Origin of the sequence: Tabrizicola sp., from assembly GCF_016792905.1 — a bacterium.
Taxonomy (GTDB): domain Bacteria; phylum Pseudomonadota; class Alphaproteobacteria; order Rhodobacterales; family Rhodobacteraceae; genus Tabrizicola.
Map to the genome: position 1 here is coordinate 1 of NZ_JAEULP010000085.1, position 22912 is coordinate 22912.

Annotated in this window: 26 protein-coding genes and 1 tRNA gene; 15 read left to right on the forward strand and 12 right to left on the reverse strand. The window is 66.6% G+C overall.

Annotated features, from left to right (window positions below; all coding sequences use genetic code 11):
• Window positions 1-13: 13 nt before the first annotated feature.
• Entirely contained in the window at window positions 14-247 is a 234-nt protein-coding gene (locus JNL31_RS17340; protein WP_294976002.1) for a hypothetical protein, read from the reverse strand.
• A 193-nt stretch (window positions 248-440) separates the two neighbouring features.
• On the reverse strand, window positions 441-692 hold the full coding sequence (locus JNL31_RS17345) for a BolA family transcriptional regulator (RefSeq protein WP_294976004.1): 252 nt from the start codon (window positions 690-692) through the stop codon (window positions 441-443).
• A 76-nt stretch (window positions 693-768) separates the two neighbouring features.
• Here JNL31_RS17345 and JNL31_RS17350 point away from each other — a divergent pair, with 76 nt between their 5' ends.
• The 7 genes from JNL31_RS17350 (at window position 769) to JNL31_RS17380 (ending at window position 5234) form a co-directional block, all read left to right on the forward strand.
• Complete coding sequence (locus JNL31_RS17350; RefSeq protein WP_294976007.1) at window positions 769-1401, forward strand: DnaJ domain-containing protein; 633 nt, start codon at window positions 769-771, stop codon at window positions 1399-1401.
• Window positions 1402-1508: 107 nt separating this feature from the next.
• Entirely contained in the window at window positions 1509-1916 is a 408-nt protein-coding gene (locus tag JNL31_RS17355) for a hypothetical protein (protein WP_294976010.1), read from the forward strand.
• Entirely contained in the window at window positions 1913-2437 is a 525-nt protein-coding gene (locus JNL31_RS17360; RefSeq protein ID WP_294976013.1) for a plastocyanin/azurin family copper-binding protein, read from the forward strand. Before JNL31_RS17355 ends, JNL31_RS17360 begins: the two co-directional genes overlap by 4 nt.
• Window positions 2438-2446: 9 nt before the next feature.
• The gene (locus tag JNL31_RS17365; RefSeq protein ID WP_294976016.1) at window positions 2447-3160 is read left to right on the forward strand and encodes an RNA polymerase sigma factor; all 714 of its coding nucleotides are present in this window, start codon (window positions 2447-2449) and stop codon (window positions 3158-3160) included.
• Between the two features lie 200 nt (window positions 3161-3360).
• Window positions 3361-4335 carry a cobaltochelatase subunit CobS gene (gene cobS / locus JNL31_RS17370; RefSeq protein ID WP_294976019.1) on the forward strand — a complete coding sequence of 325 codons (975 nt, stop codon included), beginning with the start codon at window positions 3361-3363 and terminating at the stop codon, window positions 4333-4335.
• A 122-nt stretch (window positions 4336-4457) separates the two neighbouring features.
• Window positions 4458-4790: a thermonuclease family protein gene (locus JNL31_RS17375; RefSeq protein ID WP_294976022.1), complete on the forward strand. Its 333-nt coding sequence runs from the start codon at window positions 4458-4460 to the stop codon at window positions 4788-4790.
• 66 nt (window positions 4791-4856) lie between these two features.
• Window positions 4857-5234 carry a hypothetical protein gene (locus tag JNL31_RS17380; protein WP_294976024.1) on the forward strand — a complete coding sequence of 126 codons (378 nt, stop codon included), beginning with the start codon at window positions 4857-4859 and terminating at the stop codon, window positions 5232-5234.
• On the opposite strand, the gene JNL31_RS17385 is transcribed toward JNL31_RS17380, so the two are convergent.
• Window positions 5231-5836 carry an NADPH-dependent FMN reductase gene (locus JNL31_RS17385; protein WP_294976027.1) on the reverse strand — a complete coding sequence of 202 codons (606 nt, stop codon included), beginning with the start codon at window positions 5834-5836 and terminating at the stop codon, window positions 5231-5233. The genes JNL31_RS17380 and JNL31_RS17385 overlap by 4 nt on opposite strands.
• A gap of 166 nt (window positions 5837-6002) precedes the next feature.
• Here JNL31_RS17385 and JNL31_RS17390 point away from each other — a divergent pair, with 166 nt between their 5' ends.
• From JNL31_RS17390 to JNL31_RS17405, 4 genes are read left to right on the forward strand one after another with little or no spacing between them, the layout of a single operon-like run.
• Entirely contained in the window at window positions 6003-6692 is a 690-nt protein-coding gene (locus JNL31_RS17390) for an aspartate/glutamate racemase family protein (protein ID WP_294976030.1), read from the forward strand.
• A 5-nt stretch (window positions 6693-6697) separates the two neighbouring features.
• Complete coding sequence (gene cobT / locus JNL31_RS17395) at window positions 6698-8566, forward strand: cobaltochelatase subunit CobT (RefSeq protein ID WP_294976033.1); 1869 nt, start codon at window positions 6698-6700, stop codon at window positions 8564-8566.
• Between the two features lie 38 nt (window positions 8567-8604).
• Window positions 8605-10404 carry an aminopeptidase P family protein gene (locus tag JNL31_RS17400; RefSeq protein WP_294976036.1) on the forward strand — a complete coding sequence of 600 codons (1800 nt, stop codon included), beginning with the start codon at window positions 8605-8607 and terminating at the stop codon, window positions 10402-10404.
• Window positions 10405-10414: 10 nt separating this feature from the next.
• Window positions 10415-10756, forward strand: a complete 342-nt coding sequence (locus JNL31_RS17405) for a DUF427 domain-containing protein (RefSeq protein ID WP_294976039.1) — start codon at window positions 10415-10417, stop codon at window positions 10754-10756.
• On the opposite strand, the gene JNL31_RS17410 is transcribed toward JNL31_RS17405, so the two are convergent.
• Entirely contained in the window at window positions 10743-11153 is a 411-nt protein-coding gene (locus JNL31_RS17410; protein WP_294976042.1) for a SufE family protein, read from the reverse strand. The two genes, JNL31_RS17405 and JNL31_RS17410, sit on opposite strands and share 14 nt — an antisense overlap.
• 123 nt (window positions 11154-11276) lie before the next feature.
• Here JNL31_RS17410 and JNL31_RS17415 point away from each other — a divergent pair, with 123 nt between their 5' ends.
• Window positions 11277-11735: a hypothetical protein gene (locus tag JNL31_RS17415; protein WP_294976045.1), complete on the forward strand. Its 459-nt coding sequence runs from the start codon at window positions 11277-11279 to the stop codon at window positions 11733-11735.
• A 75-nt stretch (window positions 11736-11810) separates the two neighbouring features.
• Here JNL31_RS17415 and rnd read toward each other — a convergent pair whose 3' ends face one another.
• Window positions 11811-12965 carry a ribonuclease D gene (gene rnd, locus JNL31_RS17420; RefSeq protein ID WP_294976048.1) on the reverse strand — a complete coding sequence of 385 codons (1155 nt, stop codon included), beginning with the start codon at window positions 12963-12965 and terminating at the stop codon, window positions 11811-11813.
• A gap of 132 nt (window positions 12966-13097) precedes the next feature.
• Between rnd and JNL31_RS17425 the strand changes: the two genes are divergently transcribed.
• Together JNL31_RS17425 and JNL31_RS17430 are read left to right on the forward strand one after the other, a co-directional pair.
• Window positions 13098-13460, forward strand: coding sequence for a YbaN family protein (locus JNL31_RS17425; RefSeq protein ID WP_294976051.1), 363 nt, complete (start codon window positions 13098-13100; stop codon window positions 13458-13460).
• A 143-nt stretch (window positions 13461-13603) separates the two neighbouring features.
• Complete coding sequence (locus JNL31_RS17430) at window positions 13604-14032, forward strand: hypothetical protein (RefSeq protein ID WP_294976054.1); 429 nt, start codon at window positions 13604-13606, stop codon at window positions 14030-14032.
• Window positions 14033-14035: 3 nt separating this feature from the next.
• Here the strand turns inward: JNL31_RS17430 and purN are convergent, their stop codons facing one another.
• Window positions 14036-14623, reverse strand: coding sequence for a phosphoribosylglycinamide formyltransferase (gene purN / locus JNL31_RS17435; RefSeq protein ID WP_294976057.1), 588 nt, complete (start codon window positions 14621-14623; stop codon window positions 14036-14038).
• Window positions 14620-15666, reverse strand: a complete 1047-nt coding sequence (gene purM, locus JNL31_RS17440) for a phosphoribosylformylglycinamidine cyclo-ligase (RefSeq protein ID WP_294976060.1) — start codon at window positions 15664-15666, stop codon at window positions 14620-14622. The genes purN and purM overlap by 4 nt, the downstream gene beginning before the upstream one ends.
• A gap of 113 nt (window positions 15667-15779) precedes the next feature.
• Between purM and JNL31_RS17445 the strand changes: the two genes are divergently transcribed.
• Window positions 15780-15856 (forward strand) — tRNA-Ile (locus tag JNL31_RS17445).
• Window positions 15857-15863: 7 nt separating this feature from the next.
• Here the strand turns inward: JNL31_RS17445 and glyA are convergent.
• The 5 genes from glyA to JNL31_RS17470 are packed head-to-tail and all read right to left on the reverse strand — an operon-like array spanning window position 15864 to window position 22908.
• Window positions 15864-17159 (reverse strand): serine hydroxymethyltransferase, encoded by a 1296-nt coding sequence (glyA, locus tag JNL31_RS17450; RefSeq protein ID WP_294976063.1) that lies wholly within the window; start codon window positions 17157-17159, stop codon window positions 15864-15866.
• 17 nt (window positions 17160-17176) lie between these two features.
• Complete coding sequence (locus JNL31_RS17455) at window positions 17177-19834, reverse strand: phosphoenolpyruvate carboxylase (RefSeq protein ID WP_294976066.1); 2658 nt, start codon at window positions 19832-19834, stop codon at window positions 17177-17179.
• A 1-nt stretch (window position 19835) separates the two neighbouring features.
• Window positions 19836-20807 carry a D-glycerate dehydrogenase gene (locus JNL31_RS17460; protein ID WP_294976068.1) on the reverse strand — a complete coding sequence of 324 codons (972 nt, stop codon included), beginning with the start codon at window positions 20805-20807 and terminating at the stop codon, window positions 19836-19838.
• A gap of 11 nt (window positions 20808-20818) precedes the next feature.
• Window positions 20819-21712 (reverse strand): succinate--CoA ligase subunit alpha, encoded by an 894-nt coding sequence (sucD, locus tag JNL31_RS17465; RefSeq protein ID WP_294976071.1) that lies wholly within the window; start codon window positions 21710-21712, stop codon window positions 20819-20821.
• Window positions 21712-22908 (reverse strand): malate--CoA ligase subunit beta, encoded by a 1197-nt coding sequence (locus JNL31_RS17470; protein WP_294976074.1) that lies wholly within the window; start codon window positions 22906-22908, stop codon window positions 21712-21714. The genes sucD and JNL31_RS17470 overlap by 1 nt, the downstream gene beginning before the upstream one ends.
• Window positions 22909-22912: the final 4 nt, after the last annotated feature.

Genomic DNA, 22912 nt, shown 5'->3' on the forward strand with positions numbered 1-22912 from the left:
TGGGGATGCTGGATCAGGCCCTGCGAGGCGGAACCTGTCCCAGGAGGCCGACTTCGCGCGCCCGGTTGGGGCGAAGGTAGGCCCAATTCAGGAACGCGGCGGGGACGCCGATCACGAGACCCGCGAGCGCAGCCCAGAGGAAGGTTGTCCAATGGTAGTGGCCAAGGGTAAGGCCGACGATGACGACGGCTCCGGCGACGGAGGAAGCCCAGAGCGCAATCAACCAGACGCGGAGGTGCGGGAACATGGGGGGTCTCCCTGTAGATGGTGGTTCATGGTGTCAACCCGGGGGGCCGGTCACGGTTCCCGTTCGGCGGTCGTATCCTGGCCCAACGCCGACCACGCCCTGATCTGCTTGCGGAGCTTCGCATCGACCTCCGCGCTGACCGGGGCACCGTTGGATGGTGCGCTGTAGCGCAGCCTACGATCGCCGCGCGCCGTCAACCGATGTCCAGCCCGATCGCATGAACCCGGCGGTTCAAATCCCCCAGCGCGGCCTGCACCGCGCGGTGCCGGGCCACCCGGTTCATTGCCGCAAGCGCCTCTGCCCGGATCGTGATGTGGAAATGGCTTTCCCCCGATCCGTCATCGCCGGCGTGCCCCGCATGGCGGTGGCTCTCGTTCACCACCTCCAGCACCGAGGGCGCGAAGGCGGCGGTAAGGCGGTCCTCGATCTCGTCTTTCACAGCCATGTCAGCGCCCCCTGCCCTTCCAACTTCCGCGAAAAGCCCTAAACTCGTGGCCCCGAGTCGGAAAGGCCCTACCCGCATGTCCAGTCGTCCGCCCTTTGATTTCAACCTCAGCGCTGCTGCTGACAAGAAGCGCAAGAAAACCGGGCGGCGCGGCATGTCGGGGGCGTTCGAGACGGCGGACAAGCCGTGCGATTATCCGGGCTGCAAGGAGAAGGCCGCGTTCCGGGCACCGAAATCGCCGGACCTGCTGGACGAGTTCTTCTGGTTCTGCAAGGACCACATCCGCGAATACAACCTGAAATGGAACTTCTTCCAGGGGACCAGCGACGAGGAGTTCCAGAAGTTCCTCGACAAGGACCGGGTCTGGGAACGCGAGACCAAACCCTTCAGCCGTCAGGGCGACGGCAATGCCTGGGCGCGGCTGGGGGTGAACGACCCGATGTCCCTTCTGGGGGAAAAGGCGACGCAGAATCCGGGCCGTGTGCAATCGACCGCGACGCGGAAGCTGCCTGCGACGGAGCGGAAGGCGATCGAGATCCTGGACGCGCGCGACACGATGTCGAAGACGGAAATCCGCAAGGTCTACAAGGGGCTGATCAAGGTCCTGCACCCTGACATGAACGGCGGCGACCGCAGCCATGAGGAACAGCTGCAGGAGGTCGTCTGGGCCTGGGACCAGCTGAAGGACAGCCGGTATTTCCGGGACTAGGCGGCGCAGACCGGCAAGCGGAAAATCCTCGGGCGGATCGGGAACCTTTGCGCGCGGCCTGCATCCAATGGGCATGTCAATTCCGACATGCCTGATGGAGACCCAACATGCGCAAGCTATCCCTGATCGTCGCCGCCCTGGCCCTGGGGACCACCCCCGCCCTTGCGGAGGGCAACCTGACGGCGCCCCCGCCCGCCCCCTTCGCCAAGGTCAGCGATCTGGTGCCGCTGCCGGATTTCCTGCCGGGGCTGGGCACGCTGTATGTCGATCCGGCAAGCCTGCCCGCCGGGCCCTTCCTGGGCTATGACCACGACGGGAAGCTCGCGGCCACGATCTACATGATCCCCGTCGCCGACCTGAACCCGGACAAGTCCTTCGCCGATCTGGCCGTCGGCGCCGGGACGGTCACCTCGGTCGATGTCTATTACAACGCCGGACATGCGGGGGTGGAGGCGCCGCACGAACACATCGTCCTTTGGCACGATGCGGGCGCCAAGGAGCGGGTGGCGAAATGATCCTCACGCGCAGGGGTGCGCTGGCGACGGGGGGCGGGTTCGCCGCCTCCCTCCTGGCGGCACGGGTCGGGTTTGCAGCCACGGCGACCGAGATCGCGATGCGCGGGACCAATTATGGCGGGCGGATTTCGTTCGACCCCGTGGGCCTGTGGATCGAGCCGGGGCAAAGCGTGAGGTTCGTGAACCGGGACGGCGGCAACACCCACACCTCGACCGCCTATTGCCCGGACATCGACGGTCGGCCGCTGCGCATTCCGTCCGGCGCGAAAGGGTGGGACAGCGACTATCTGGAGCCGGACCAGGCCTTCGAGATCGCGCTGGAAGTGCCGGGGGTCTATGACTTCTACTGCCGTCCGCACGAGCATGCCGGAATGGTCGGGCGGATCGTGGTGGGGCGCCCCGGGGACGGCGGGCAGTGGCAGCAGAACGCGGAGGTTGGCGACCTGCCGCCGGAAATCCTGGCGGCCTTTCCCACCGTCGATGACATCCTGTCGATGGGCCGCATCGCGGTGGCGTGGTAGGATGCGGCGATGAAGGACCATGCAACCGTCTTGCCGCGCCTTGCAGACAGGTCGGACCTGTCCGAAGCCGCGTTGCTGGAGCACGCCCGGTACGGGGACGAAACCGCGATCGGGCTCTTGATCCGCCGGTACAACCAGCGGCTATTCCGGGTGGTGCGGGCGATCCTGCCCGATGATGCCGCCGCGGAGGATGCGGTGCAGGAGGCTTATCTGGCGGCCTTCTCCAACCTCGCAGGTTTTCGGGGCGACGCGGGCTTTGGCACCTGGCTGACCCGGATCGCCATCAACGAAGCCTATCAGGGCCTGCGCCGGACGCGACCCTCCGCGCCCTATGACGCGGTCGCCGATCAGGTGGCGCAGTCGGATGGACGGGTGATCGCGTTTCCCGCAAGCGGGCCGGGCGTGGAGGAAGAGCTGATGCGGCGCGACGTGCGGAAGCTGTTGGAGCAGGCGGTCAGCGATCTTCCCGAGCCATTCCGCCTCGTGTTCACGCTGCGCGAGATGGAGGGGTTGTCGGTGCGCGAGGTGGCGCGGCTCCTGGGCCTGTCGCTGATCACCGTGAAGACCCGGGACTTTCGGGCGCGCCGGTTGCTGCGCCGCCATCTGGAGGCGGCGTTGATGGGTGGCTTCACGGCGGCCTTTCCCTTTGCGGGCGCGCGCTGCGACGCGTTCAGGGATCGCGTCCTGCGTGAACTGGCCGCGCGGCGGCGTGCCGGGCACTGAGCCTCGGCTGCCGGGTTGCCTCAGCCAGGCTGGTGCTGACGGACGGACTGGTCATGCCGCGTGCCGGGCCATGCGCAGCGGGAAGTTGCCCGGTCAGGCGAGCGGGAAGCCGCCCTTCCCCTTGAACCCCCCCGCGTTATGTTCCAAGGATGGCCAGTGCGGCGCGATGGGGCGTCTGCAGCTTGGGATGGACTAGGGCGATGCTGGATCAGGTGATGAAACCGACCGAGGAAGTTTCGGTCCGCGATGTGTTCGGGATCGACACCGACATGCGTGTGAAGGGCTTCGCCGAGCGCACCGACCGCGTGCCCGAGATCGACACCACCTACAAGTTCGACCCCGACACCACTTTGGCGATCCTCGCCGGCTTTGCCTATAACCGCCGGGTGATGATCCAGGGGTACCACGGCACCGGGAAATCCACTCATATCGAGCAGGTGGCGGCGCGGCTGAACTGGCCCTGCGTGAGGGTGAACCTTGATTCGCACATCTCCCGGATCGACCTGATCGGCAAGGACGCGATCAAGCTGCGCGACGGCAAGCAGGTGACGGAGTTCCACGAGGGCATCCTGCCCTGGGCGCTGCGCAATCCGGTGGCGATCGTCTTCGACGAGTATGACGCGGGCCGGGCGGATGTGATGTTCGTGATCCAGCGGGTGCTGGAGCATGATGGAAAGCTGACGCTTCTGGACCAGAACGAGATCATCACGCCGCATCCCTGTTTCCGGCTGTTCGCGACGTCGAACACCGTGGGCCTGGGGGATACCACGGGGCTTTACCACGGGGTCCAGCAGATCAACCAGGCGCAGATGGACCGCTGGAGCCTGGTGGCGACGCTGAACTACCTGTCGCACGATGCGGAAACGGCGATCGTGCTGGCGAAGAACCCGCATTACAATACGGACAAGGGGCGGAAGACGATTTCCCAGATGGTGACGGTCGCAGACCTGACGCGGACGGCCTTCATGAACGGCGATCTGTCCACGGTGATGAGCCCCCGGACCGTGCTGAACTGGGCACAGAACGCCGAGATCTTCCGCAACGTGGGCTATGCGTTCCGGCTGACCTTCCTGAACAAATGCGACGAACTGGAGCGGCAGACGGTGGCCGAATTCTACCAGCGGTGTTTCGCCGAGGAGCTGCCGGAGAGTGCGGCGAGCATGGCGATGAAGTGATAGGCGGGGCCCGGATCAGTCCGGCCCTTCTCCTTTTCGCAGTGCTCGGTCTTGCGGGCTGCGTCGACCCCTCGTCAACGATTGCTCCAAGCATGGCACCCGCGGCGGGGTCAGGCTGTCGCGTGACCTATGTCGTTGATGGAGACACTGTTCATCTTGCCTGTCCTGGCACGGGTGAGGTGAAAGCGCGGCTTCTGGGGTTCGACACGCCAGAAGTGTATTCGCCGGGCTGTAGGCGGGAACTTGCTGCGGGGCAGCAAGCAACGGCGATCCTTCGGAAGGTACTGCGTTCGGGGCCGATCACCGCAGCACGTTTCCAAGGCCATGACCGTTACGGTCGGGAGCTGGTGCAGTTGGAAGTTAATGGGCAAGACATCGCCGGAACGATGATCGCTGCCGGGTATGCAGTTCCCTATTCGGGTGGACGAAGCCCGGACTGGTGCAGGATGCTCTGACGGCGCCCCGCACAGAGGTTTTCACTTTGCCTTGAAAGCGTGCGCATTTCCGGGCTTCATGCCGAAATGGCGCGCGGTTTGGAAACTTTTCTGGCCGTCCTTGTGCTCGGGGTGTCCAGTGGCCCCGCAGCGGCTGATCCCTTGTTGCGCCAGTTTGCCATCTGCGCGGGGCGGCTTTCGGCACTGATGGAAGACCAGTGGATGTTCGATGGGCCCGGGTCGGAGCGGACCGCCGAGGAACTGGCCGCGGTGGTCTCGCTGATCGAGGCCTCGATGCCCGAAGGCGGGGGGCGGCAGGTGCTGGGCTGGCGGGTGGACGCGAAGGTGGCGCAACGGGCGCTTCTGGGTCAGGCGCGGTTCGGGCGGGATCGGCGGCTGGCGGAAACGGCAGCGGCCAGAGCAGAAGCCCTGGCCGCCGAGTGTCGTGCAATGTTGTTGGGTTAGGCGGCGGCGCTCATTTCAGCGCGGGCGGCCATCGTGGCCTTTGCCCACCACATCACGTCATCGAGCATCGCCTTCGCCGACGGGGCGATCCCGGCTTCGATGTCGGCGAGGTTGCCCGAGCCGCCCATACCGGGATGGACCTTGAAGAAGTCGCTGCCGCCGATGCGGACGTTGTTGCGGGTGGGGACCATTTGCAGCTCCACCCCGATGTTTTGCAGGTGGCCAAGGGCATTGGCCGCACCCATCGAGCCGTAGCCGACCGAGCCGAGGGGCTTGTGCGCCCATTCGACATAGGCCTGGTCAAGCGCGTTCTTCAGCGCGCCGGTGATCGAGCGGTTGTATTCGGCGACGACGAAGATGTAGCCGTCGAATTCGGCGATCTTCTTCTGCCATTTCTGGGCGACCGGATTCTGGGACGGCACCCAGGCGTTCGAGGCGACCTCGTCGAAGAAAGGCAGCGGATAGTCGCGCAGGTCGACGACCTCGACATCCATGTCGCCGCGGGCTTTCGCCTGCTCGACGATCCATTTCGTCGGGATATCGGCAAAGCGGGTCGGGCGGGTCGAGGAGACGACTACGGCAATCTTGGGTTTCACGGACATGGTTTACTTCCTTGCGGTCTGGGTTGTTCGCTGCGAATAAAATGAATGCAGGCGCAGAAAAACCAATTCCCCACACCCGCGCCGCATCTGTGCGCCACCGCACGGAGTCTTGCCGCCTGCCCGGTCGGGTGATTATCTGCCGGGCGACTTCGGGAAAGGGATGATCATGCATATCGGCCTGATCGGCGGCATCGGACCGGCGGCGACGGTGGTCTATTACCAGCGGCTGTGCGCGGCGATGGCGACGCGGGGGGCGCCGTTGGAGCTGACCATCGTGCAGGCGGACATTCACGAGCTGATCGCGAACAACCTAGCCGACCGGCGGGAGGAGCAGGCGGAGGTTTATTCCGGGTTGATCGACCGGCTGAAGGCGGCGGGCGCGGGTTGTGCGGCGATCACCTCGCTCGGCGGGCATTTCTGCTTTGACGAAACGGTGGCGCGGTCGTCCTTGCCGCTAGTTTCCGCGGTTGAGCCGCTGGATGCGTTCTTCGCGGGTGAGGGGATAGCGACGGTCGGCCTTCTGGGCACTCGCGTGGTGATGCGGACGAAGCTGTACGGGCAGCTTGTGAAGACAAAGGCGGTTGCCCTGGAAGACGAGATCGAGGACCTGGGCCAGCTGTATCAGGAGATGGCGGTTGCGGGGGTCTGCGACGCGGCCAGGCGCGCCCGGTTTCTGGGCGCGGGACAGCGGCTGGTGGACCAGGGGGCCGAGGCAGTGGTGCTGGCGGGGACGGACCTGAACCTCGCCTTCGACGGGCAGGAAACGCCGTATCGGGTGATCGACGCTCTGGACGTGCATGTGGCGGTACTGGCCGATCTGGCCTCTGGCAGCCGGTCGCTGGACGCATTAGGCTGACCCGCATGACCAAGCCCAGCGACAACCCCGCCGATCCGTTCAAGAAAGCCCTGGCCGAGGCCACCCGCACCATGGCGGATGACCCGGAGATGAGCGTCACCTATTCGGTCGACCCGGCGGGGATGAACAAGGAAGGCGTGCGCCTGCCGCAGGTCAGCCGCCGGATGACGCGGGATGAGGTGTTGCTCGCGCGTGGAACGGCGGATGCTTTCGCGCTGCGGCGTCGCTACCACGATGACGCGGTGGCGGCGCGCTATGCGCCGACCGGGCCTTTGGCGCGCGACATCTACGAAGCGATGGAGAACGCCCGCTGCGAGGCGGTTGGCGCGCGCGACATGCCGGGGACGGCCGGAAACATCGATGCGAAGATCGCGAACGAGGCTGACCGCAAGGGCTATGGCCAGGTGACGTCGGCATCCGAAGTGCCCCTGCCGGTGGCGGCGGGCTATCTGGTGCGGCAGATGGCGACGGGACGGGCGCTGCCGAAGTCGGCGGAGCACGCGGCGGAGCTGTGGCGGGGCTTCGTCGAGGAGCAGGCAGGGGCGACGCTGTCCAATCTGGATCACGTGCTGGCCGATCAGGCGGCATTCGCCCGGCTGGCGCGGAAGGTGATTGCCGACCTCGGCTATGGCGACCAGTTGGGCGACGACCCCGATGCGCCCGAGGACGCGGGTGACGACCAGGCGGAAGAGGATCAGGATTCGCCTGACAGCGCGGGGGAGGAGCAGGAGGAGGGCGAGGATTCCGAGGCGTCGCCCGAGCGGAGCCAGGAGGAGCAGCAGGATCAAAGCCAGGCGCAGGTCACGATGGAGGACAGCGCCGACATGGAGCAGGGCGACGAGGCGGAACTGCCCGAGGGCGAGGCACCGCTGGAGCCGCCGCCGCCTGCACCACATTCGGACGCAGACCCGAACTATGTCGTTTACACAACTGATTTTGATGAGGAAATCAAGGCGGAAGAGTTGGCCGAACCCGCAGAGCTGGAGCGCCTGCGGGCCTATCTGGACCAGCAGTTGGAGCCCCTGAAGGGGGCGGTGTCCCGGCTGGCGAACAAGTTGCAGCGGCGGCTTCAGGCGCAGCAGAACCGGTCGTGGCTGTTCGACCTGGAGGAAGGCACGCTCGACGCGGGCCGTCTGGCACGGGTGGTGGCGAACCCGACGACGCCGCTGTCGTTCAAGCAGGAGAAGGACACCGAGTTTCGGGATACCTGCGTGACGCTTCTGCTGGACAACTCGGGGTCGATGCGGGGACGACCGATTTCGATTGCGGCGATCTGTGCCGATGTGCTGGCCCGGACGCTCGAGCGGTGTTCGGTGAAGGTTGAGATCCTGGGCTTTACCACGCGGGCCTGGAAGGGCGGGCAGTCGCGCGAACGGTGGCTGGCGCAGGGGCGGCCGCAGATGCCGGGGCGGCTGAACGATCTGCGGCACATCGTCTACAAGTCGGCGGATGCGCCTTGGCGGCGGGTGCGACCGAACCTGGGACTGATGATGAAGGAAGGGCTTCTCAAGGAGAACATCGACGGCGAGGCGCTGGAATGGGCGCACCGGCGGATGATGGCGCGGCCCGAGGCGCGGAAGATAATGATGGTGATTTCCGACGGGGCGCCGGTGGATGACTCGACCTTGTCCGTCAACCCCGCGAATTACCTGGAGAAACACCTGCGCGACGTGATCGCGATGGTGGAACGCCGCCGGGCGGTGGAGTTGATCGCCATCGGTATCGGTCATGACGTGACGCGCTATTACCAGCGGGCGGTGACGATCACCGACGTCGAGCAGCTGGCGGGCGCGATGACCGAGCAGCTGGCGGGGCTGTTCGAGGTGGACCCGAAGAAGCGCGCGCGGGCGATGGGGATGCGGCGGGCGGGTTGAGGCGCTGTCGTTGAGTATTTGGGCCAAGAGGAAGCCGGATGTTCCAGACCTTTGACAGCCATGCCTCGCCGGACCAGGGGCCGCCGCGGCTGGCGGCGTTGCGGGCAAAGCTGGCGGAGATGGGGCTGGCGGGCTTCATCGTGCCGCGGGCGGATGTGCATCAGGGCGAATATGTTGCGGCGCGGGATGAACGGTTGCAGTGGCTGACCGGGTTCACCGGGTCGGCCGGGTTCTGCATCGTGCTGACGGATGTGGCGGCGGTGTTCATCGACGGGCGGTATCGCACGCAGGTGAAGGCGCAGGTGGACCTTGGCTCGTTCACGCCGGTCCCCTGGCCCGAGGTGAAACCGGGCGAGTGGGTGAAGGAGAAGCTGGCCGAGGGGCGGGTGGGGTTCGATCCCTGGCTGCATTCGGGCGACGAGGTGGAACGTCTTGAGAGATCGCTTGAGGACTCTGGCGTAACTCTTGTTCCTGTGAGAGAAAATCCGGTTGATGCGATCTGGCCGGAGCAGCCTGATGCCCCTATTGGGAAGGCCTTCGTGCACCCGCTCGACCTCGCCGGAGAGAGCCATGCGGAGAAACGCGCGCGACTGGCCGAAGGGCTGCGGAAAGCCGGGCAGAAAGCGGCGGTTGTCACGCTGCCGGATTCGCTCTGCTGGCTTCTGAACATTCGCGGGGCGGATGTGCCGAAGAACCCGGTGCTGCACGGGTTTGCGGTGCTGCACGACGATGGCCGGGTGGACCTGTTCGTCAATCCGGCAAAGCTGGATGACGCGGTGCGGGCGCATCTCGGGGGTGAGATCGCGCTGCACCCGGTCGAAGCCTTTGCCGGGGCGCTGAGCGGTCTTGCCGGGCCGGTGCGGGTGGACAAGGCGACCGCCCCGCTTGCGGTGGCGGACATCCTGCGCGGGGCGGGGGTGGAGGTCGTCTGGGGCGACGATCCCTGCCGGTTGCCGAAGGCGCGCAAGAATGCGGCGGAGATCGCGGCAACGCGGGAAGCGCACCTGCGCGACGGGGCGGCGATGGTGGAGTTCCTGCGCTGGCTTGATGAGGCCCTGCCCAAGGGCGGGCAGACCGAGATTTCGGTGGTGCAGGCGCTGGAAGGTTTCCGGCGGGCGACGAACGCGCTGCATGACATCAGTTTCGACACCATTTGTGGCGCGGGTCCGCACGGGGCGATCATGCATTACCGGGTGACGGAGGAGACCAATCGTCCGGTCGGGCAGAATGAGCTGCTGTTGGTCGATTCGGGGGCGCAGTATCTGGACGGGACGACCGACATCACGCGCACGGTGGCGGTGGGCGACCCGGGGCCGGAGGCACGGGAGTGCTATACACGGGTCTTGCAGGGGTTGATCGCGATCAGCCGGGTGCGGTTCCCGAAGGGGCTGGCGGGGCGCGACATCGACGCGCTGGCGCGGTTCAACCTGTGGGTTGCGGGGCAGGACTATGACCACGGGACGGGACATGGGGTCGGGGCGTTCCTGAGCGTGCACGAGGGCCCGCAACGGATTTCGCGCGTCTCCGAGGTGCCACTGGAGCCCGGGATGATCCTGTCGAACGAGCCCGGATACTACCGCGAAGGGGCATTCGGGATCCGGCTGGAGAACCTGATCGTGGTGCAGGAGGCCGCTGCCCTTGGCGACAACCGGGCGCAGATGGCGTTCGAGACGCTGACCTTCGTGCCCTTCGACCGGCGGCTGATCCTTGTGGAGGAGCTTTCGCCGGGCGAACGGCGCTGGCTGGATGGCTACCATGCAGAAGTGCTGGCAAAGCTTGCGTCCCGGGTATCGGGGGCAACGCTCGATTGGCTGAGGGCCGCCTGCGCCCCGATCTGAGGAGGACGACATGGGTCTGCCGATCACCATCACGCCGATTGCCGGGCAGGTCACGGTCGCGGTGGGATCGACCGTGCTTGGCGACAGCACGCAGGCGCTGGAGTTGCAGGAAGCGGGTCACGCACCGGTCGTCTATTTTCCGCGCGAGCATATCGACATGAGCAGACTGGTGCGAACGGACCACAAGACGAAATGCCCCTGGAAGGGTCAGGCCAGCTACTACTCGATCAAGGGCAGGGTCGGGATGCTGGCCAACGCGGTCTGGACCTATGAGGACCCCCTGCCCGAGGTGGCGCAGATTGCGGGGTATCTGGCTTTCCATGCCGACCGGGTCACGATCACGCGTGGCTAGCGGCTTCCTCACGGATGCGCTGCACCATGGCGCGTAGCCCGTTCGAGCGCTGGCTGGAGAGATGTTCGTTGAGACCGAGGCGGCCGAGTTCCGCCGGGGCGTCGATCTTCGCAACTTCGGCCAGCAAGACACCGGAATAGAGCGCGTGCAGGACGGCAATCAGGCCGCGCACGATCATCGCGTCGCTGTCGCCCTGAAAGTCAAACCTGCCCCCTTCGATCAGGGGCCGCAACCAGACCTGGCTGGCGCAGCCCTGGACCTTCAGCGCGGGGACCTTGAAGCTGTCATCAAGCGGCGGCATGGCCTTGCCCAGCTCGATCACATGGCGATAGCGGTCTTCCCAGTCGTCGAGGAAGTCGAAGGTTTCCGCGATGTCTTCAAAGGCTTCGGTGGCCATCTGCGCCCTCTTCTATCGAAGGTGAGGTAAGCCCGCGGGCCGCAAAGGTCCAGCCCCAGAGAAGCGCTTTTCAAACGCGGTGCCATCGGCTACCCAAGAGGCACATGTTCAGGATGCTTGCCCATGCCCGTTTCCCGCCGTCACGTCGTTCTTGGTCTGGCCGTCGCCCTCGCGGGATGCGGCAAGCTGCGGCAAAGCAAATTGAACCCGTTCAACTGGTTCAAGAAGTCCGAGCCGCGTGAGACCATTGTCCTGCCGGGAAAGGAGGAGGATCCGCGACCGCTGGTCGACACCGTGCTGACGATGGCGGTGGAGCCGATCCCCGGCGGCGCAGTGGTGCGGGCGCGCGGTGTGACGCCGACGCAGGGGTGGTGGGATGCCGAACTGGTGGCGCGCGACGTGGATGAAAAGGGCGTGCTGGTCTATGACTTCCGCCTGGTGCCGCCGACCGGACAGACGGATGTGAGCACGCAACAGTCGCGCGAGATCGACGTGGCGATCTATATCTCGGACGTGAAGCTGGAGGCGGTTCGCGAAATCGTGGTGCAGGGCGCGAAGAACGCGCGGGTGTCGCGGCGGTAGGGACGTTTTCTTCGGAGAAGTCGCTTTCGCGCCCTTGAAGGCTCCGGCCCGGACTTTCCGACAAGCCCGGGACTGTCAGAGATGGACGACGCGAACCTCGTTGCCCTTGGCCGAGAGTGCAATTTCGCCCTTGCAAAGGCGCATGGCATCATCGCCGAAGGCCTCGCGTCGCCAGCCGGAAAGGGCCGGGATGTCGCGGTCGCCTGCGGCGATCTGGTCAAGCTCGGCGGAGGAGGCGATCAGGCGCGGGGCCACGCCCAGGGATTCGGATTTGGCCTTGAGGAGAACCCGCAGAAGATCGGCCAGCGCCGGGTTGACCTGCATCTGTTCGCGCGAGGCATCGACCTTCGGCATATCCTCGGGCCGCATCTCCAGCCCTTCCTTCACCGCGGCAAGGATGCCGTCGGCGATCTCGGGCTTGCGGCCTTCGCGCAGCAGGAGTCGGGAGCGGCCCAGTTCCTCGGTGCTGGTGGGGCGGGTGGAGGCGAGTTCGAGAAGCGCGTCGTCCTTCATCACGCGCGAGCGGGGGACGTTCTGCCCTTGCGCATAGGTTTCGCGGAAGCGGGCCAGCGCCTTGACCACGGCGAGGAAGCGGCCCGAGGTGGTGCGGGTCTTGATGCGCTGCCAGGCCTCGTCGGGATTGACGGTGTAGGTGGCGGGGTCGGTCAGGAGCGACAGTTCCTCGGCCACCCAGTCGGCGCGGCCGTTCTTGCGCAGCTGCGCGGCGAGAAATTCGTAGATCACCCGCAGGTGGGTGACATCGGCGACGGCATAGTCCTTCTGCGCCTCGGAAAGCGGGCGGCGCGACCAGTCGGTGAAGCGCGAGGTCTTGTCGAGGTTGGCCTTGGCGATGCGTTTCACCAGGGTTTCGTAGCCGACCTGTTCGCCAAAGCCGCAGACCATGGCGGCCACTTGCGTATCGAACAGGGGCTTCGGGAAGACGCCGCCTTCGACGAAGAAGATTTCCAGGTCCTGCCGGGCGGCGTGGAAGACCTTGACCGTCGCCTCGTGCCGGAAAAGGTCGTAGAGCGGCTCCATCGACATGTCCGGCCCTTCGATCGGGTCGATGAGAACAGCCTCACCCGCTCCGGGCAGCGCCATCTGGATCAGGCAGAGCTTGGACCAGTAGGTGCGTTCGCGCAGGAATTCGGTGTCGATGGTGACGAAGGGCTGGGACTTGGCAAGCGCGCAATAGGCGGCGAGGTCTTCGGTCGTGGTGATCGTACGCATGGGTCAGCCTTTCGTCCACGGGGTCATCCCGCGCTTTTCCGCGCCTATAGGCGGGACCGGGCGAAATGAAAAGAGGCGGGTTGCGGTTCCTGCTGCCTCGTGCCTTGGTTGCAGCGGTCTACGGGAGGCGCGATGCGCGGATTGTGGTTGGCGGCAGGGATGCTGTTTCTGGGGCTGGGGCTTCTGGGCGTCGTACTGCCGGTCCTGCCGACGACGCCGTTCCTTCTGCTGGCGGCGGCGTGTTTCGCCCGGTCTTCGCCCCGGCTGCACGGCTGGCTGCTGAGCCATCCCATGTTCGGCCCGCCGATCCGGAACTGGGAGGAGAACGGTGCAATCTCGCGTCCTGCCAAGCGGTTGGCGGCGGGCAGCATGGTGGCGGTTTTCGCACTGTCGGCGGGTCTGGGGCTGTCGTGGAAGGTGCTTCTGGCGCAGGCGGCGCTGATGGGCCTTGGCGCGGCCTTTGTGCTCAGCCGCCCGGACGGACCGCGGGACTAGACCCGGGCTCGCCGGATCGCGCCGAGGCTTGAAATATCCGCGTGCGAGCCACATCCTTTCAAGGTCGGGCTCAGCGGCGGCACGCATCGGGCGGGTCGGCTGCGAACCTTGTAACCGGAGATAGCGTCATGAAATTGTCTGACATGTTTGCCAGCCTGTCCCGCGGCGCCCAGGACCTGGAGGGACGGATGGGCGAATGGGAGAAGGACTTCTCCAAGCGCGGTTCGGAATGGCTGGAGAGCGGCAGGCAATGGCTCGCCGAGGCGCAAAAGCGCGATGACGAGATCGCGGCCCAGATGAAGGGCTATGTCGATCAGGCCAGCGACGCGGTCAAGGCGCAATGGGCCAAGGCGCAGCAGGACTGGGACGCGGAAGTGACGCGGGTGCGCGGCATGGCGGAGACCCTTCGCGCCGACGCCGCCAAGCTGACGACGAGCGAGCGCGCAGAATGGGCCGAGGCCTATGCCGCGCAGATGGTGAACTTCGCCCAGAAGATGCAGGAAGAGGCGGGCAAGGCGGTGGCCGAGGCGGGACAGGCCCGCGCGAAAGCCGACGAGGCGAAGAAGGCCTGAGGCTCAGGGCAGCAGCACGGGCGTCCGGTCGTTCGTCGCGAAGCGGCGCAGCACGGCGGGGTAAAGCCGGTGTTCCTGGATGAGGACGCGGGCGGCCAGGGTATCCGGCGTGTCACCCGGCAGGACAGGCACGCGCGCCTGGCCAAGGATCGGGCCCGCGTCGAGGTCGGCGGTGACTTCGTGGACTGTGCAGCCCGCCTCGGTATCCCCTGCTGCAAGGGCGCGAGCGTGGGTGTGGAGGCCGGGGTATTTCGGCAGGAGCGAGGGGTGGATGTTCAGCATCCGTCCTTCGTAGTGCCGGATGAAGCCGGGCGTCAGGATGCGCATGAAGCCTGCCAGGCAGATCACGTCGGGATTTGCGGCGTCGAGGATGCGGGCGAGGTCGGCCTCGAAAGCCTCGCGCGAGGGATAGGCGCGGTTGTCGAGGGCGGCAGTGGGGATGCCGAGGGCGGCGGCTTTCGCAAGGCCTCCGGCTGAGGGATCGTTCGAGGCGACGAGGACGGGAAAGGCGGGATGGTCGCCGGTCATGTCCCGGGCCAGCGCCAGCATGTTCGAGCCACCCCCGGAAATCAGGATGGCGACACGCTTCACAGGAGCTTGCCCCGGTAGACGACCCCCTGCCCTTCGACGATCCGGCCAAGGCGGGTGACGGTTTCGCCTTCACCTTGCAGGAGGGAGGTCAGCGCGTCGGCGCGATCCTCGGCGACGACGAGGATCATGCCGATGCCGCAGTTGAAGGTTTTCAGAAGCTCGGGTTCCGACATGTTCGCGGTGGTGGCGAGCCAGCGGAATACCGGCGGCAATGCCCAGGCGCCAAGGTCGATCTCGCAGGCGAGGCCTTCGGGGAGGACGCGCGGGGGGTTCTCGGTCAGGCCGCCACCGGTGATATGGGCCAGGCCGTGGACGCCCCCGGCACGGACAGCGGCGATGGCCTGCTTCACATAGAGCCGGGTGGGGGTGAGGAGGGCTTCGCCGAGGCTGCCGTCGGAGAAGGGCGAAGGGGCGTCCCATCCGAGACCGGAGAGTTCGACGACCTTGCGGACGAAGCTGTAACCGTTGGAGTGGACGCCGCTGGAGGCGAGGCCGAGGAGGACGTCGCCCTTCTGCACCCCTGCGGGAAGTTCGGTGCCGCGTTCCATCGCGCCGACGGCGAACCCGGCCAGGTCGAAGTCGCCCTTGTGGTACATGCCCGGCATTTCGGCGGTCTCTCCCCCGATCAGGGCGCAGCCAGAGTCGGCACAGCCCTTGGCGATGCCGGTGATGATGCGGGTGGCTTCCTCCACCTCCAGCTTGCCGGTGGCGAAATAGTCGAGGAAGAACAGCGGCTCCGCGCCCTGGCAGACGAGGTCGTTGACGCACATCGCGACGAGGTCGATGCCGATGGTATCGACATGGCCGGTGTCGATGGCGATGCGCAGCTTGGTGCCGACGCCATCGGTGGCGGCCACGAGGATCGGGTCCTGATAACCCGCGGCCTTGAGATCGAAGAGCGCGCCGAACCCGCCGAGGCCGCCCATGACCCCGGAGCGGCTGGTGGACCTGGCTGCAGGCTTGATCCGGTCGACGAGCGCGTTCCCGGCGTCGATGTCCACGCCCGCATCGGCATAGGTCAGCCCGTTGTGGCCCTTGGTCATCTGCCTGCCCTTTCACGCGGAATCGATTGCCGCCCGCATAGACGATTGGGTGCTGGCGTGCAACGCGGCCCGCTTGACCCTTCGCCCGGTTCTGCTAGGCAAGGCCCAGCTACGGGCCTGTAGCTCAATTGGTTAGAGCAGGGCGCTCATAACGCCTTGGTTGGGGGTTCAAGTCCCTCCGGGCCTACCAGATCCCTTCAGAGCCCCGGATAGATGGGGAAGCGCTGGCAGAGCGCCTCGACCTCGGCGCGGACCTTGGCTTCGACGGCGCCGTTGCCGTCCTCGCCGTTCGCGGCCAGGCCCTCGACCACCTCGATGATCCAGGCCGCGATCTGGCGGAACTCGACCTCGGTGAAGCCGCGGGTGGTGCCGGCAGGCGTGCCGAGGCGGACGCCGGAGGTGATGGTGGGCTTCTCGGTGTCGAAGGGGATGCCGTTCTTGTTGCAGGTGATCCAGGCGCGGCCGAGCGCCTTCTCGGTCGCGTTGCCCTTCACGCCCTTGGGGCGCAGGTCGACCAGCATCAGGTGGCTGTCGGTGCCGCCGGTGACGATGTCGAGGCCACCCTTCATCAGCTCGTCGGCAAGGGCCTGGGCGTTCTTCACCACCTGCGCCTGGTAGGTCTTGAACTCGGGGCGCAGCGCCTCGCCGAAGGCCACGGCTTTGGCGGCGATGACATGCATCAGCGGCCCGCCCTGGATGCCGGGGAAGATCGCCGAGTTGACCTTCTTGGCGATCTCTTCGTCGTTCGTGAGGATCATGCCGCCGCGCGGCCCGCGCAGCGTCTTGTGGGTGGTGGTGGTGGCGACATGGGCATGCGGGAAGGGGCTGGGGTAGATCCCCGCCGCGACGAGGCCCGCGAAATGCGCCATGTCGACGAGCAGGTAGGCGCCCACGCTGTCAGCAATCTCGCGCATGCGCTTGAAGTCGATGATCCGGGGGATCGCGCTGCCGCCCGCGATGATCAGCTTCGGCTGGTGCTCGGTCGCAAGCTCGGCCAGCTGGTCGTAGTTCAGCGTCAGGTCCTGTTTGCGGACGCCATACTGCACCGCCTTGAACCACTTGCCGGACTGGTTCGGCGCCGCGCCATGGGTCAGGTGGCCGCCCGCGTCGAGCGACATGCCGAGGATGGTGTCGCCGGGCTTGAGGAGCGCCTGGAACACGCCCTGGTTGGCCTGGCTACCGGAGTTCGGCTGGACGTTGGCATGGGCGCAGGCGAAAAGCTTGCAGGCCCGGTCGATGGCCAGGTTTTCCGCCACGTCGACATACTGGCAGCCGCCGTAATAGCGCTTGCCGGGGTAGCCTTCGGCGTATTTGTTGGTCAGGACGGACCCTTGCGCCTCCATCACCGCGCGGGAGACGATGTTTTCGGACGCGATCAGCTCGATCTCGTGGTGCTGGCGGCCCAGTTCCTGCGTCACCGCCCCGTAGAGCTCGGGGTCGCGCGAGGCGAGGGATTCGGTGAAGAAGCCGGGGTCGCGGGGCTGGGCATTCATCTGGTTGGTCCTTTCGGTCAGCCGGTCCAGCCGAGGCCGGAGGCGATGCAGGTCATGGATTGCATGAGGGGGACGGTGGTGCCAGCGGCCCCGGTGCGGGACTGGCGGAGAAGGGTGATCTGCAGGTGGTTCAGCCGATCGAGCTGCGGGCGCAGATCCTCGCAGCGGGCCTGCATCTTCGGGAAGCGCAGGCCGAGCGCGGTGCCGGTGATGTCGCGCAGGGAGGCCAGCGCGGCGAAATGTTCGGCCTGGATGCGCGACAGGATCGGCGTGCGGGTGGCAGGGTCTTCGACAAGGTCCGCATAGGCGGCAGCGATGTCCATGTCGGTCAGCATCAGCGACTTTTCCACCTCGTCCACCATCAGGCGGAACAGGGGATGGCGGGTATACATGTCGGTCAGCAGGCGGTCGGCTTCGGGGCCGCGGACCTGGCGGAAGGCACGGAGTGCCGAGCCGAAGCCGTACCAGCCGGTGATCATGTGGCGGTTCTGCGACCAGGCGAAGACCCAGGGGATCGCCCGCAGATCGCCCAAGCTGCGCGCGCCGAAGCGCCGGGCGGGACGCGAGCCGAGCTTCAGCATCGCCAGTTCCTCGACCGGGCTGGCCTGCTGGAAGTAGTCGAGGAAGCCGGGCATCCCGAGGAGAGAGACGTAAGCGGTCTGCGACAGGCCCGCGAGCGCTTCCAGCGCGTCGATATGTTCGGGGTCGGCGGCAGGCTGCACGCGGACCGGGAGGTGGCTCAGGACCGAAGACGCAAGGAGTTCGAGATTGCCGACGGCGGTGCCGCGGTTGGCGTATTTCGAGGAGACGACCTCACCCTGTTCGGTGATCCGCAACCGGCCCTGCACGGTGCCGACGGGCTGGGCCGCGATGGCCCGGCCGGTGGGCGCCCCGCCCCGGCTGACCGAGCCGCCGCGACCGTGGAAGAACACGGGCCGCAAGCGGTGGCGGGCGAGCGACTGGGTCAGGCGGCGCTGCGCCTTGTCCAGTTCCCAGGTGGAACAGAGGAAGCCGCCGTCCTTGTTGCTGTCGGAATAGCCGAGCATCACCTCGACCGTGCCGTCGCGTGACCGCAGCGAGCGTTCAGCGAGGGGAACTTCAAGCAGGGCATCGAAGACCTCGGGCGCGCGGCGCAGGTCGTCGATGGTCTCGAACAGCGGGACAACCTGGAGGTCCAGCTTTTCCGCCCCGAAGCCTGCATGGCGGGCGAGGAGGAAGATGGCGAGAAGGTCGTCGGCGGTGCGGGTCATCGAGAGGATGAAGGGGCCGATGGCCTCGGGGTCGTGGGATATCCGGGCCTCGCGGATGAGGGCGAGGAGGTCGAGCAGCTCCCGCGCCTCGGGCGTGAGGCGGGTGCGGTCGGCGTGGGTCAGCTCGGGGCGGCCAAGTTCGTCGCGCAGGCGGCGGGACCAGCCGGGTGTGCCGTAGGTGGGGGCCGAGCCGGTGAGCGACCAGAGTTCCGTGAGGACAGCCGTGGTGACAGTGGAATTTTGCCGGATGTCGAGGGTATGGGTGCGGAAGCCAAAGACTTGGGCCTGCCAGCGCAAGGGCGTCAGGTAGCGGGTGGCCAGCCGGTCGGCGCGGAGGGTGTGGAGGCCGTCTTCCAGCACGCGCAGGTCAGTTAGGAAATGGCTGACCGTGGGGTAGCCCCCTGCCCCGCCGCCCAGCATGGCTTGCAGCCGGTCGGCGATGGCGGTGAGGGCCTGTCGGAAGATCTCGCCCGGGTTGCGGGTCGCAAGGTCGGCGGCGCGGGGGCTTTGGGCGATGATCGCCTTGATGCGGGCCTCGACCTCGGCCGGAACCGGAGTGATCCGCGTGGTGATGCTGATCCGCGCGGCGGCTGTGGTAACCGCCTCGAGATAGCGGCCCAGGATCGCCCGGCGCGAGCGGTCGAGCGCGTCGCGGGTGGTGGCGGTGGTGACGTTCGGGTTGCCGTCACGGTCGCCGCCGATCCAGGAATGGAAGCGGATACAGGGGGTGATGGCGAGACCCTCGCCAAAACGGTCACTGGTGGCAGCGGTGAAGCGGTCGAAAAGCTGGGGCACGGCGTCGTAAAGCGCGTCGCGGAAGAATTGCAGGCCCCATTCGATCTCGTCGGCCAGACGGGGGCGTTCGATACGCAGCTCTCCTGTCATCCAGAGAAGGTCGATCTCACCTTCGACATCGGCGAGGATCTCGTCGCGTTCGCGTGGGGTCCAACGCTGGGTTTCAAGCGAGACGAGGAGCCGATAGATCCGGCGGTGGATTTCCAGCACGGTGACGCGCTTGGCCTCGGTCGGGTGGGCGGTGAGGGTGGGGCCGACGGAGAGGCGGGCAGAGAGCGCGGTGAAATCCTCACGCGTCATGGCCGGGTCGAGGGCGGCGAGTACTGCGGCGAAGCTGCCTTCCACGGCTTCGGGGCCTTCGGCGGCCTCGGTCATGCGGCGGGCGCGCATGGCGGCGTTTTCGTCAATGATCCTGTTGAGTTGGAACCAGATGTTCACAGCCTGCATCAACGGGATCGCAGCCTCTCCCGACCGGAGGTGCGCGGTCGGGGACAGCGCAGCCTCCAGCACCTCGGGCGCGCGGCGCTGGATCACGTTGCCCCAGAGGCGGCGCAGGTCGGCGCGGAGCGTGGCGGTATAGTCGTCGCCCTCTTCCGCCGCCGAGTCGGTCAGGTGCGGGGCGGCGGGCATTTCAGGCCACCCGGTCGCGGGGGGTGCGGCCGTCGAAGAAAGCGGTGAGGTTGTCGAGAACCCGGAAGCCCATCGCCTCGCGGGTTTCGCGGGTGGCGGAGCCGAGATGCGGCAGAAGGACGAGGTTGTCGGCGTTGAGGAGCGCGTCGGGAACGGCAGGTTCGCGTTCGAAGACGTCGAGGCCTGCGCCGCCGATCGTGTTGAACCAGAGGCTCTGCGCGAGGGCGTGTTCGTCGACAACTTCGCCGCGGGCGGTGTTGATCAGGAAGGCGGTGGGTTTCATCAGGTCCAGCCGACGGGCGTTGATCAGGTGCCGGTTGGCCGCGCCGCCAGGACAGTGCAACGAGACGAAGTCGCAGTCCGGGAGCAGGTCCTCGATGGTCGGGACCTGGGTGGCATTGTAGCGGGCTAGGACCTCCGCCGGGACGGGGGAACGGTTCTGGACGAGGATCTTCATCCCGAAGCCGAAATGCGCGCGCTGCGCCATGGCCTGCCCGATGCGGCCGAAACCGATGATCCCCAGCGTCGCGCCCGAGACCTTGGTGCCGATCAGGTGGGTCGGGCGCCAGCCGGTCCAGCGGCCTTCGCGCAGCTCGCGCTCGCCCTCCCCTGCCCGGCGGGCCACCATGAGGAGCAGCGTCATCGCGATGTCGGCGGTGCATTCCGACAGCACGTCGGGGGTGTTCGTCACCGCGATGCCGCGCGATTTGGCGGCATCGGTGTCGATATGGGCGAAGCCCACGCCGTAGTTGGCCAGAATCCTTGTGCGCGTCGACGATCCGTCAAAGACCGCCGCAGGAAGGCGGTCGGTGACGGTCGGCAAGATCGCGTCGTATTGGCCCATCGCGTCGCGCAGATCGGCTTGGGAGAGCGGCTGGTCCGAGGTGTTGAGATGCAGGTCGAAAACCTGCGCCATCTTCGCCTCGACCGCCTCCGGCCAGCGCCGCGTCACAAGGACTCTGGGTCTCGTCATCGCATCCCCCTTCAGGCGGCGCGCTTGTTCAGGACGCGGGCGACGGTTTCGCCGATCACGCTTGGGTTCTCGGCCACGGTGACACCGGCGGCGGTGAGGATTTCCACCTTCTCCGACGCGCTTTCGCCGAAGGCCGAGATGATCGCGCCCGCATGGCCCATGGTTCGGCCCTTGGGTGCGGTCAGGCCCGCGATATAGGCGATGACCGGCTTGGTCATATGCTCCTGGATATAGGCGGCGGCTTCTGCCTCTTGCGGGCCGCCGATTTCGCCGATCATGCAGATGATGTGGGTGTCGGGGTCGGCCTCGAAGCGTTCCAGGATGTCGCGGAAGGACGAGCCGTTGATCGGGTCGCCGCCGATGCCGACCGAGGTCGAGATGCCGATGCCACGGTCTTTCAACTGCTGCGCGGCCTCATAGCCCAAGGTGCCCGAGCGGCTGACGATGCCGACATTGCCCTGCAGGTAGATATGGCCGGGCATGATCCCCAGAAGCGCCTTGCCGGGGCTGATGGTGCCCGCGCAGTTCGGCCCGGTCAGGACCATGCGGCGTTCGCGGGGGTAGCGCATCATGTAGCGCTTGACCCGGATCATGTCCTGCGCCGGGATGCCGTCGGTGATGCAGACGCAGTAGCGGACGCCCGCATCAGCGGCTTCCATGATGCTGTCGGCGGCAAAGGGCGGCGGCACGAAGACGAGGCTCGTGTCGCAAGCCGTGGCGGCAGCCGCTTCTTTCATCGTGTTGAAGACCGGGATGCCCATGACGGTTTCGCCGCCCTTACCGGGCACGACCCCGGCGACGACATTGGTGCCGTAGTCGAGCATCTCCTTGGTGTGGAACTGCGCCATGCGGCCGGTGATGCCCTGCACGACGACGCGGCTGGAACGGTCGAGATAGATGCTCATCAGACGGCCCTCATCATGGTGTTCTGCTTGCGGTCGTTCTTCCAGGCGGTCACGGCGCGTTCGGCGGCCTCCATCAGCGTGTTGGCGCGGATGATCGGCAGGCCGGACTTCGCGAGGATCTTCTGTCCCTCCTCGACGTTGGTGCCGGAGAGGCGGACGATCACGGGCACGTCGACCGGGTTCGCTGTCAGCGCCTGGACGACGCCCTCGGCCACCCAGTCGCAGCGGTTGATGCCGGCAAAGATGTTGACGAGGATCGCCTGGACGTTCTGGTCGGACATGACCAGACGGAAAGCCTTGGCGACCCGCTCCGGGGTGGCGCCGCCGCCGATGTCGAGGAAGTTCGCCGGTTCACCCCCGGCCAGCTTGATCGTGTCCATCGTCGCCATCGCCAGCCCCGCGCCGTTCACGATGCAGCCGATGTTGCCCGCAAGGCCGATATAGGCCAGCCCCCGGTCGGCAGCGCGGCTTTCGCGCGGGTCTTCCTGCGACTTGTCGCGCAGCTCCGCGATCTGCGGGTGGCGGAACAGCGCGTTGGTGTCGAAGGTCATCTTGGCGTCGAGTGCCAGGATGCGGTTGTCGGCGGTCACGACCAGCGGGTTGATCTCGACCATGGTCGCGTCAAGCTCGCGGAAGGCGCGATAGCAGCCTTGCAGGGTGCGGACCATCTGCTGGGTCAGTGCGGGCGGGATGCCGAGGGCATAGGCAATCTCGCGGGCCTGGAATTCTTGCAGGCCGACCGCCGGTTCCACGGTGGACCGCGCGATGCTGTCGGGACGCGAGGCGGAGATTTCCTCGATCTCCATCCCGCCTTCGGAGGAGGCGACGATCATCACCCGCTGAGACGAACGGTCGAGAACGAAGCCAAGGTAGATCTCGCGGGTGAAGTCGACGGCATTCTCGACATAGACGCGGTAGATGCCCTTTCCCTCGGGCCCGGTCTGGTGCGTCACGATCTTGCGGCCGAACATCGCGTCGGTCGCTTCCTGGATCTCGTGTTCGGAATTGCAGAGCTTGACGCCACCGGCCTTGCCGCGGCCCCCGGCGTGGACCTGGGCCTTGACGATCCAGCGTTCGCCGCCCAGTTCACGGGCGCGGTAGGCGGCCTGTTCGGGGCTGTAGGCCAGCGCGCCTGCCGGCACGGTGACGCCGAATTTGGCAAGGATTTCCTTGGCCTGATATTCGTGGATGTCCATTGGT

What these genes read in the sequence shown, in the direction of transcription:
- JNL31_RS17455 (WP_294976066.1), bottom strand. Translation starts at nt 19,834, where the DNA reads ATGCCCGCCGCCCCGCACCTGACCGACTCGGCGGCGGAAGAGGGCGAC.
- cobS (WP_294976019.1), top strand. Translation starts at nt 3,361, where the DNA reads ATGCTGGATCAGGTGATGAAACCGACCGAGGAAGTTTCGGTCCGCGAT.
- JNL31_RS17340 (WP_294976002.1), bottom strand. Translation starts at nt 247, where the DNA reads ATGTTCCCGCACCTCCGCGTCTGGTTGATTGCGCTCTGGGCTTCCTCC.
- JNL31_RS17360 (WP_294976013.1), top strand. Translation starts at nt 1,913, where the DNA reads ATGATCCTCACGCGCAGGGGTGCGCTGGCGACGGGGGGCGGGTTCGCC.
- JNL31_RS17410 (WP_294976042.1), bottom strand. Translation starts at nt 11,153, where the DNA reads ATGGCCACCGAAGCCTTTGAAGACATCGCGGAAACCTTCGACTTCCTC.
- JNL31_RS17400 (WP_294976036.1), top strand. Translation starts at nt 8,605, where the DNA reads ATGTTCCAGACCTTTGACAGCCATGCCTCGCCGGACCAGGGGCCGCCG.
- JNL31_RS17385 (WP_294976027.1), bottom strand. Translation starts at nt 5,836, where the DNA reads ATGTCCGTGAAACCCAAGATTGCCGTAGTCGTCTCCTCGACCCGCCCG.
- JNL31_RS17470 (WP_294976074.1), bottom strand. Translation starts at nt 22,908, where the DNA reads ATGGACATCCACGAATATCAGGCCAAGGAAATCCTTGCCAAATTCGGC.
- JNL31_RS17390 (WP_294976030.1), top strand. Translation starts at nt 6,003, where the DNA reads ATGCATATCGGCCTGATCGGCGGCATCGGACCGGCGGCGACGGTGGTC.
- purM (WP_294976060.1), bottom strand. Translation starts at nt 15,666, where the DNA reads ATGACCAAGGGCCACAACGGGCTGACCTATGCCGATGCGGGCGTGGAC.
- rnd (WP_294976048.1), bottom strand. Translation starts at nt 12,965, where the DNA reads ATGCGTACGATCACCACGACCGAAGACCTCGCCGCCTATTGCGCGCTT.
- JNL31_RS17350 (WP_294976007.1), top strand. Translation starts at nt 769, where the DNA reads ATGTCCAGTCGTCCGCCCTTTGATTTCAACCTCAGCGCTGCTGCTGAC.
- sucD (WP_294976071.1), bottom strand. Translation starts at nt 21,712, where the DNA reads ATGAGCATCTATCTCGACCGTTCCAGCCGCGTCGTCGTGCAGGGCATC.
- JNL31_RS17355 (WP_294976010.1), top strand. Translation starts at nt 1,509, where the DNA reads ATGCGCAAGCTATCCCTGATCGTCGCCGCCCTGGCCCTGGGGACCACC.
- JNL31_RS17430 (WP_294976054.1), top strand. Translation starts at nt 13,604, where the DNA reads ATGTTTGCCAGCCTGTCCCGCGGCGCCCAGGACCTGGAGGGACGGATG.
- cobT (WP_294976033.1), top strand. Translation starts at nt 6,698, where the DNA reads ATGACCAAGCCCAGCGACAACCCCGCCGATCCGTTCAAGAAAGCCCTG.
- glyA (WP_294976063.1), bottom strand. Translation starts at nt 17,159, where the DNA reads ATGAATGCCCAGCCCCGCGACCCCGGCTTCTTCACCGAATCCCTCGCC.
- JNL31_RS17405 (WP_294976039.1), top strand. Translation starts at nt 10,415, where the DNA reads ATGGGTCTGCCGATCACCATCACGCCGATTGCCGGGCAGGTCACGGTC.
- JNL31_RS17460 (WP_294976068.1), bottom strand. Translation starts at nt 20,807, where the DNA reads ATGACGAGACCCAGAGTCCTTGTGACGCGGCGCTGGCCGGAGGCGGTC.
- JNL31_RS17425 (WP_294976051.1), top strand. Translation starts at nt 13,098, where the DNA reads ATGCGCGGATTGTGGTTGGCGGCAGGGATGCTGTTTCTGGGGCTGGGG.
- JNL31_RS17365 (WP_294976016.1), top strand. Translation starts at nt 2,447, where the DNA reads ATGAAGGACCATGCAACCGTCTTGCCGCGCCTTGCAGACAGGTCGGAC.
- JNL31_RS17415 (WP_294976045.1), top strand. Translation starts at nt 11,277, where the DNA reads ATGCCCGTTTCCCGCCGTCACGTCGTTCTTGGTCTGGCCGTCGCCCTC.
- JNL31_RS17345 (WP_294976004.1), bottom strand. Translation starts at nt 692, where the DNA reads ATGGCTGTGAAAGACGAGATCGAGGACCGCCTTACCGCCGCCTTCGCG.
- JNL31_RS17380 (WP_294976024.1), top strand. Translation starts at nt 4,857, where the DNA reads ATGGCGCGCGGTTTGGAAACTTTTCTGGCCGTCCTTGTGCTCGGGGTG.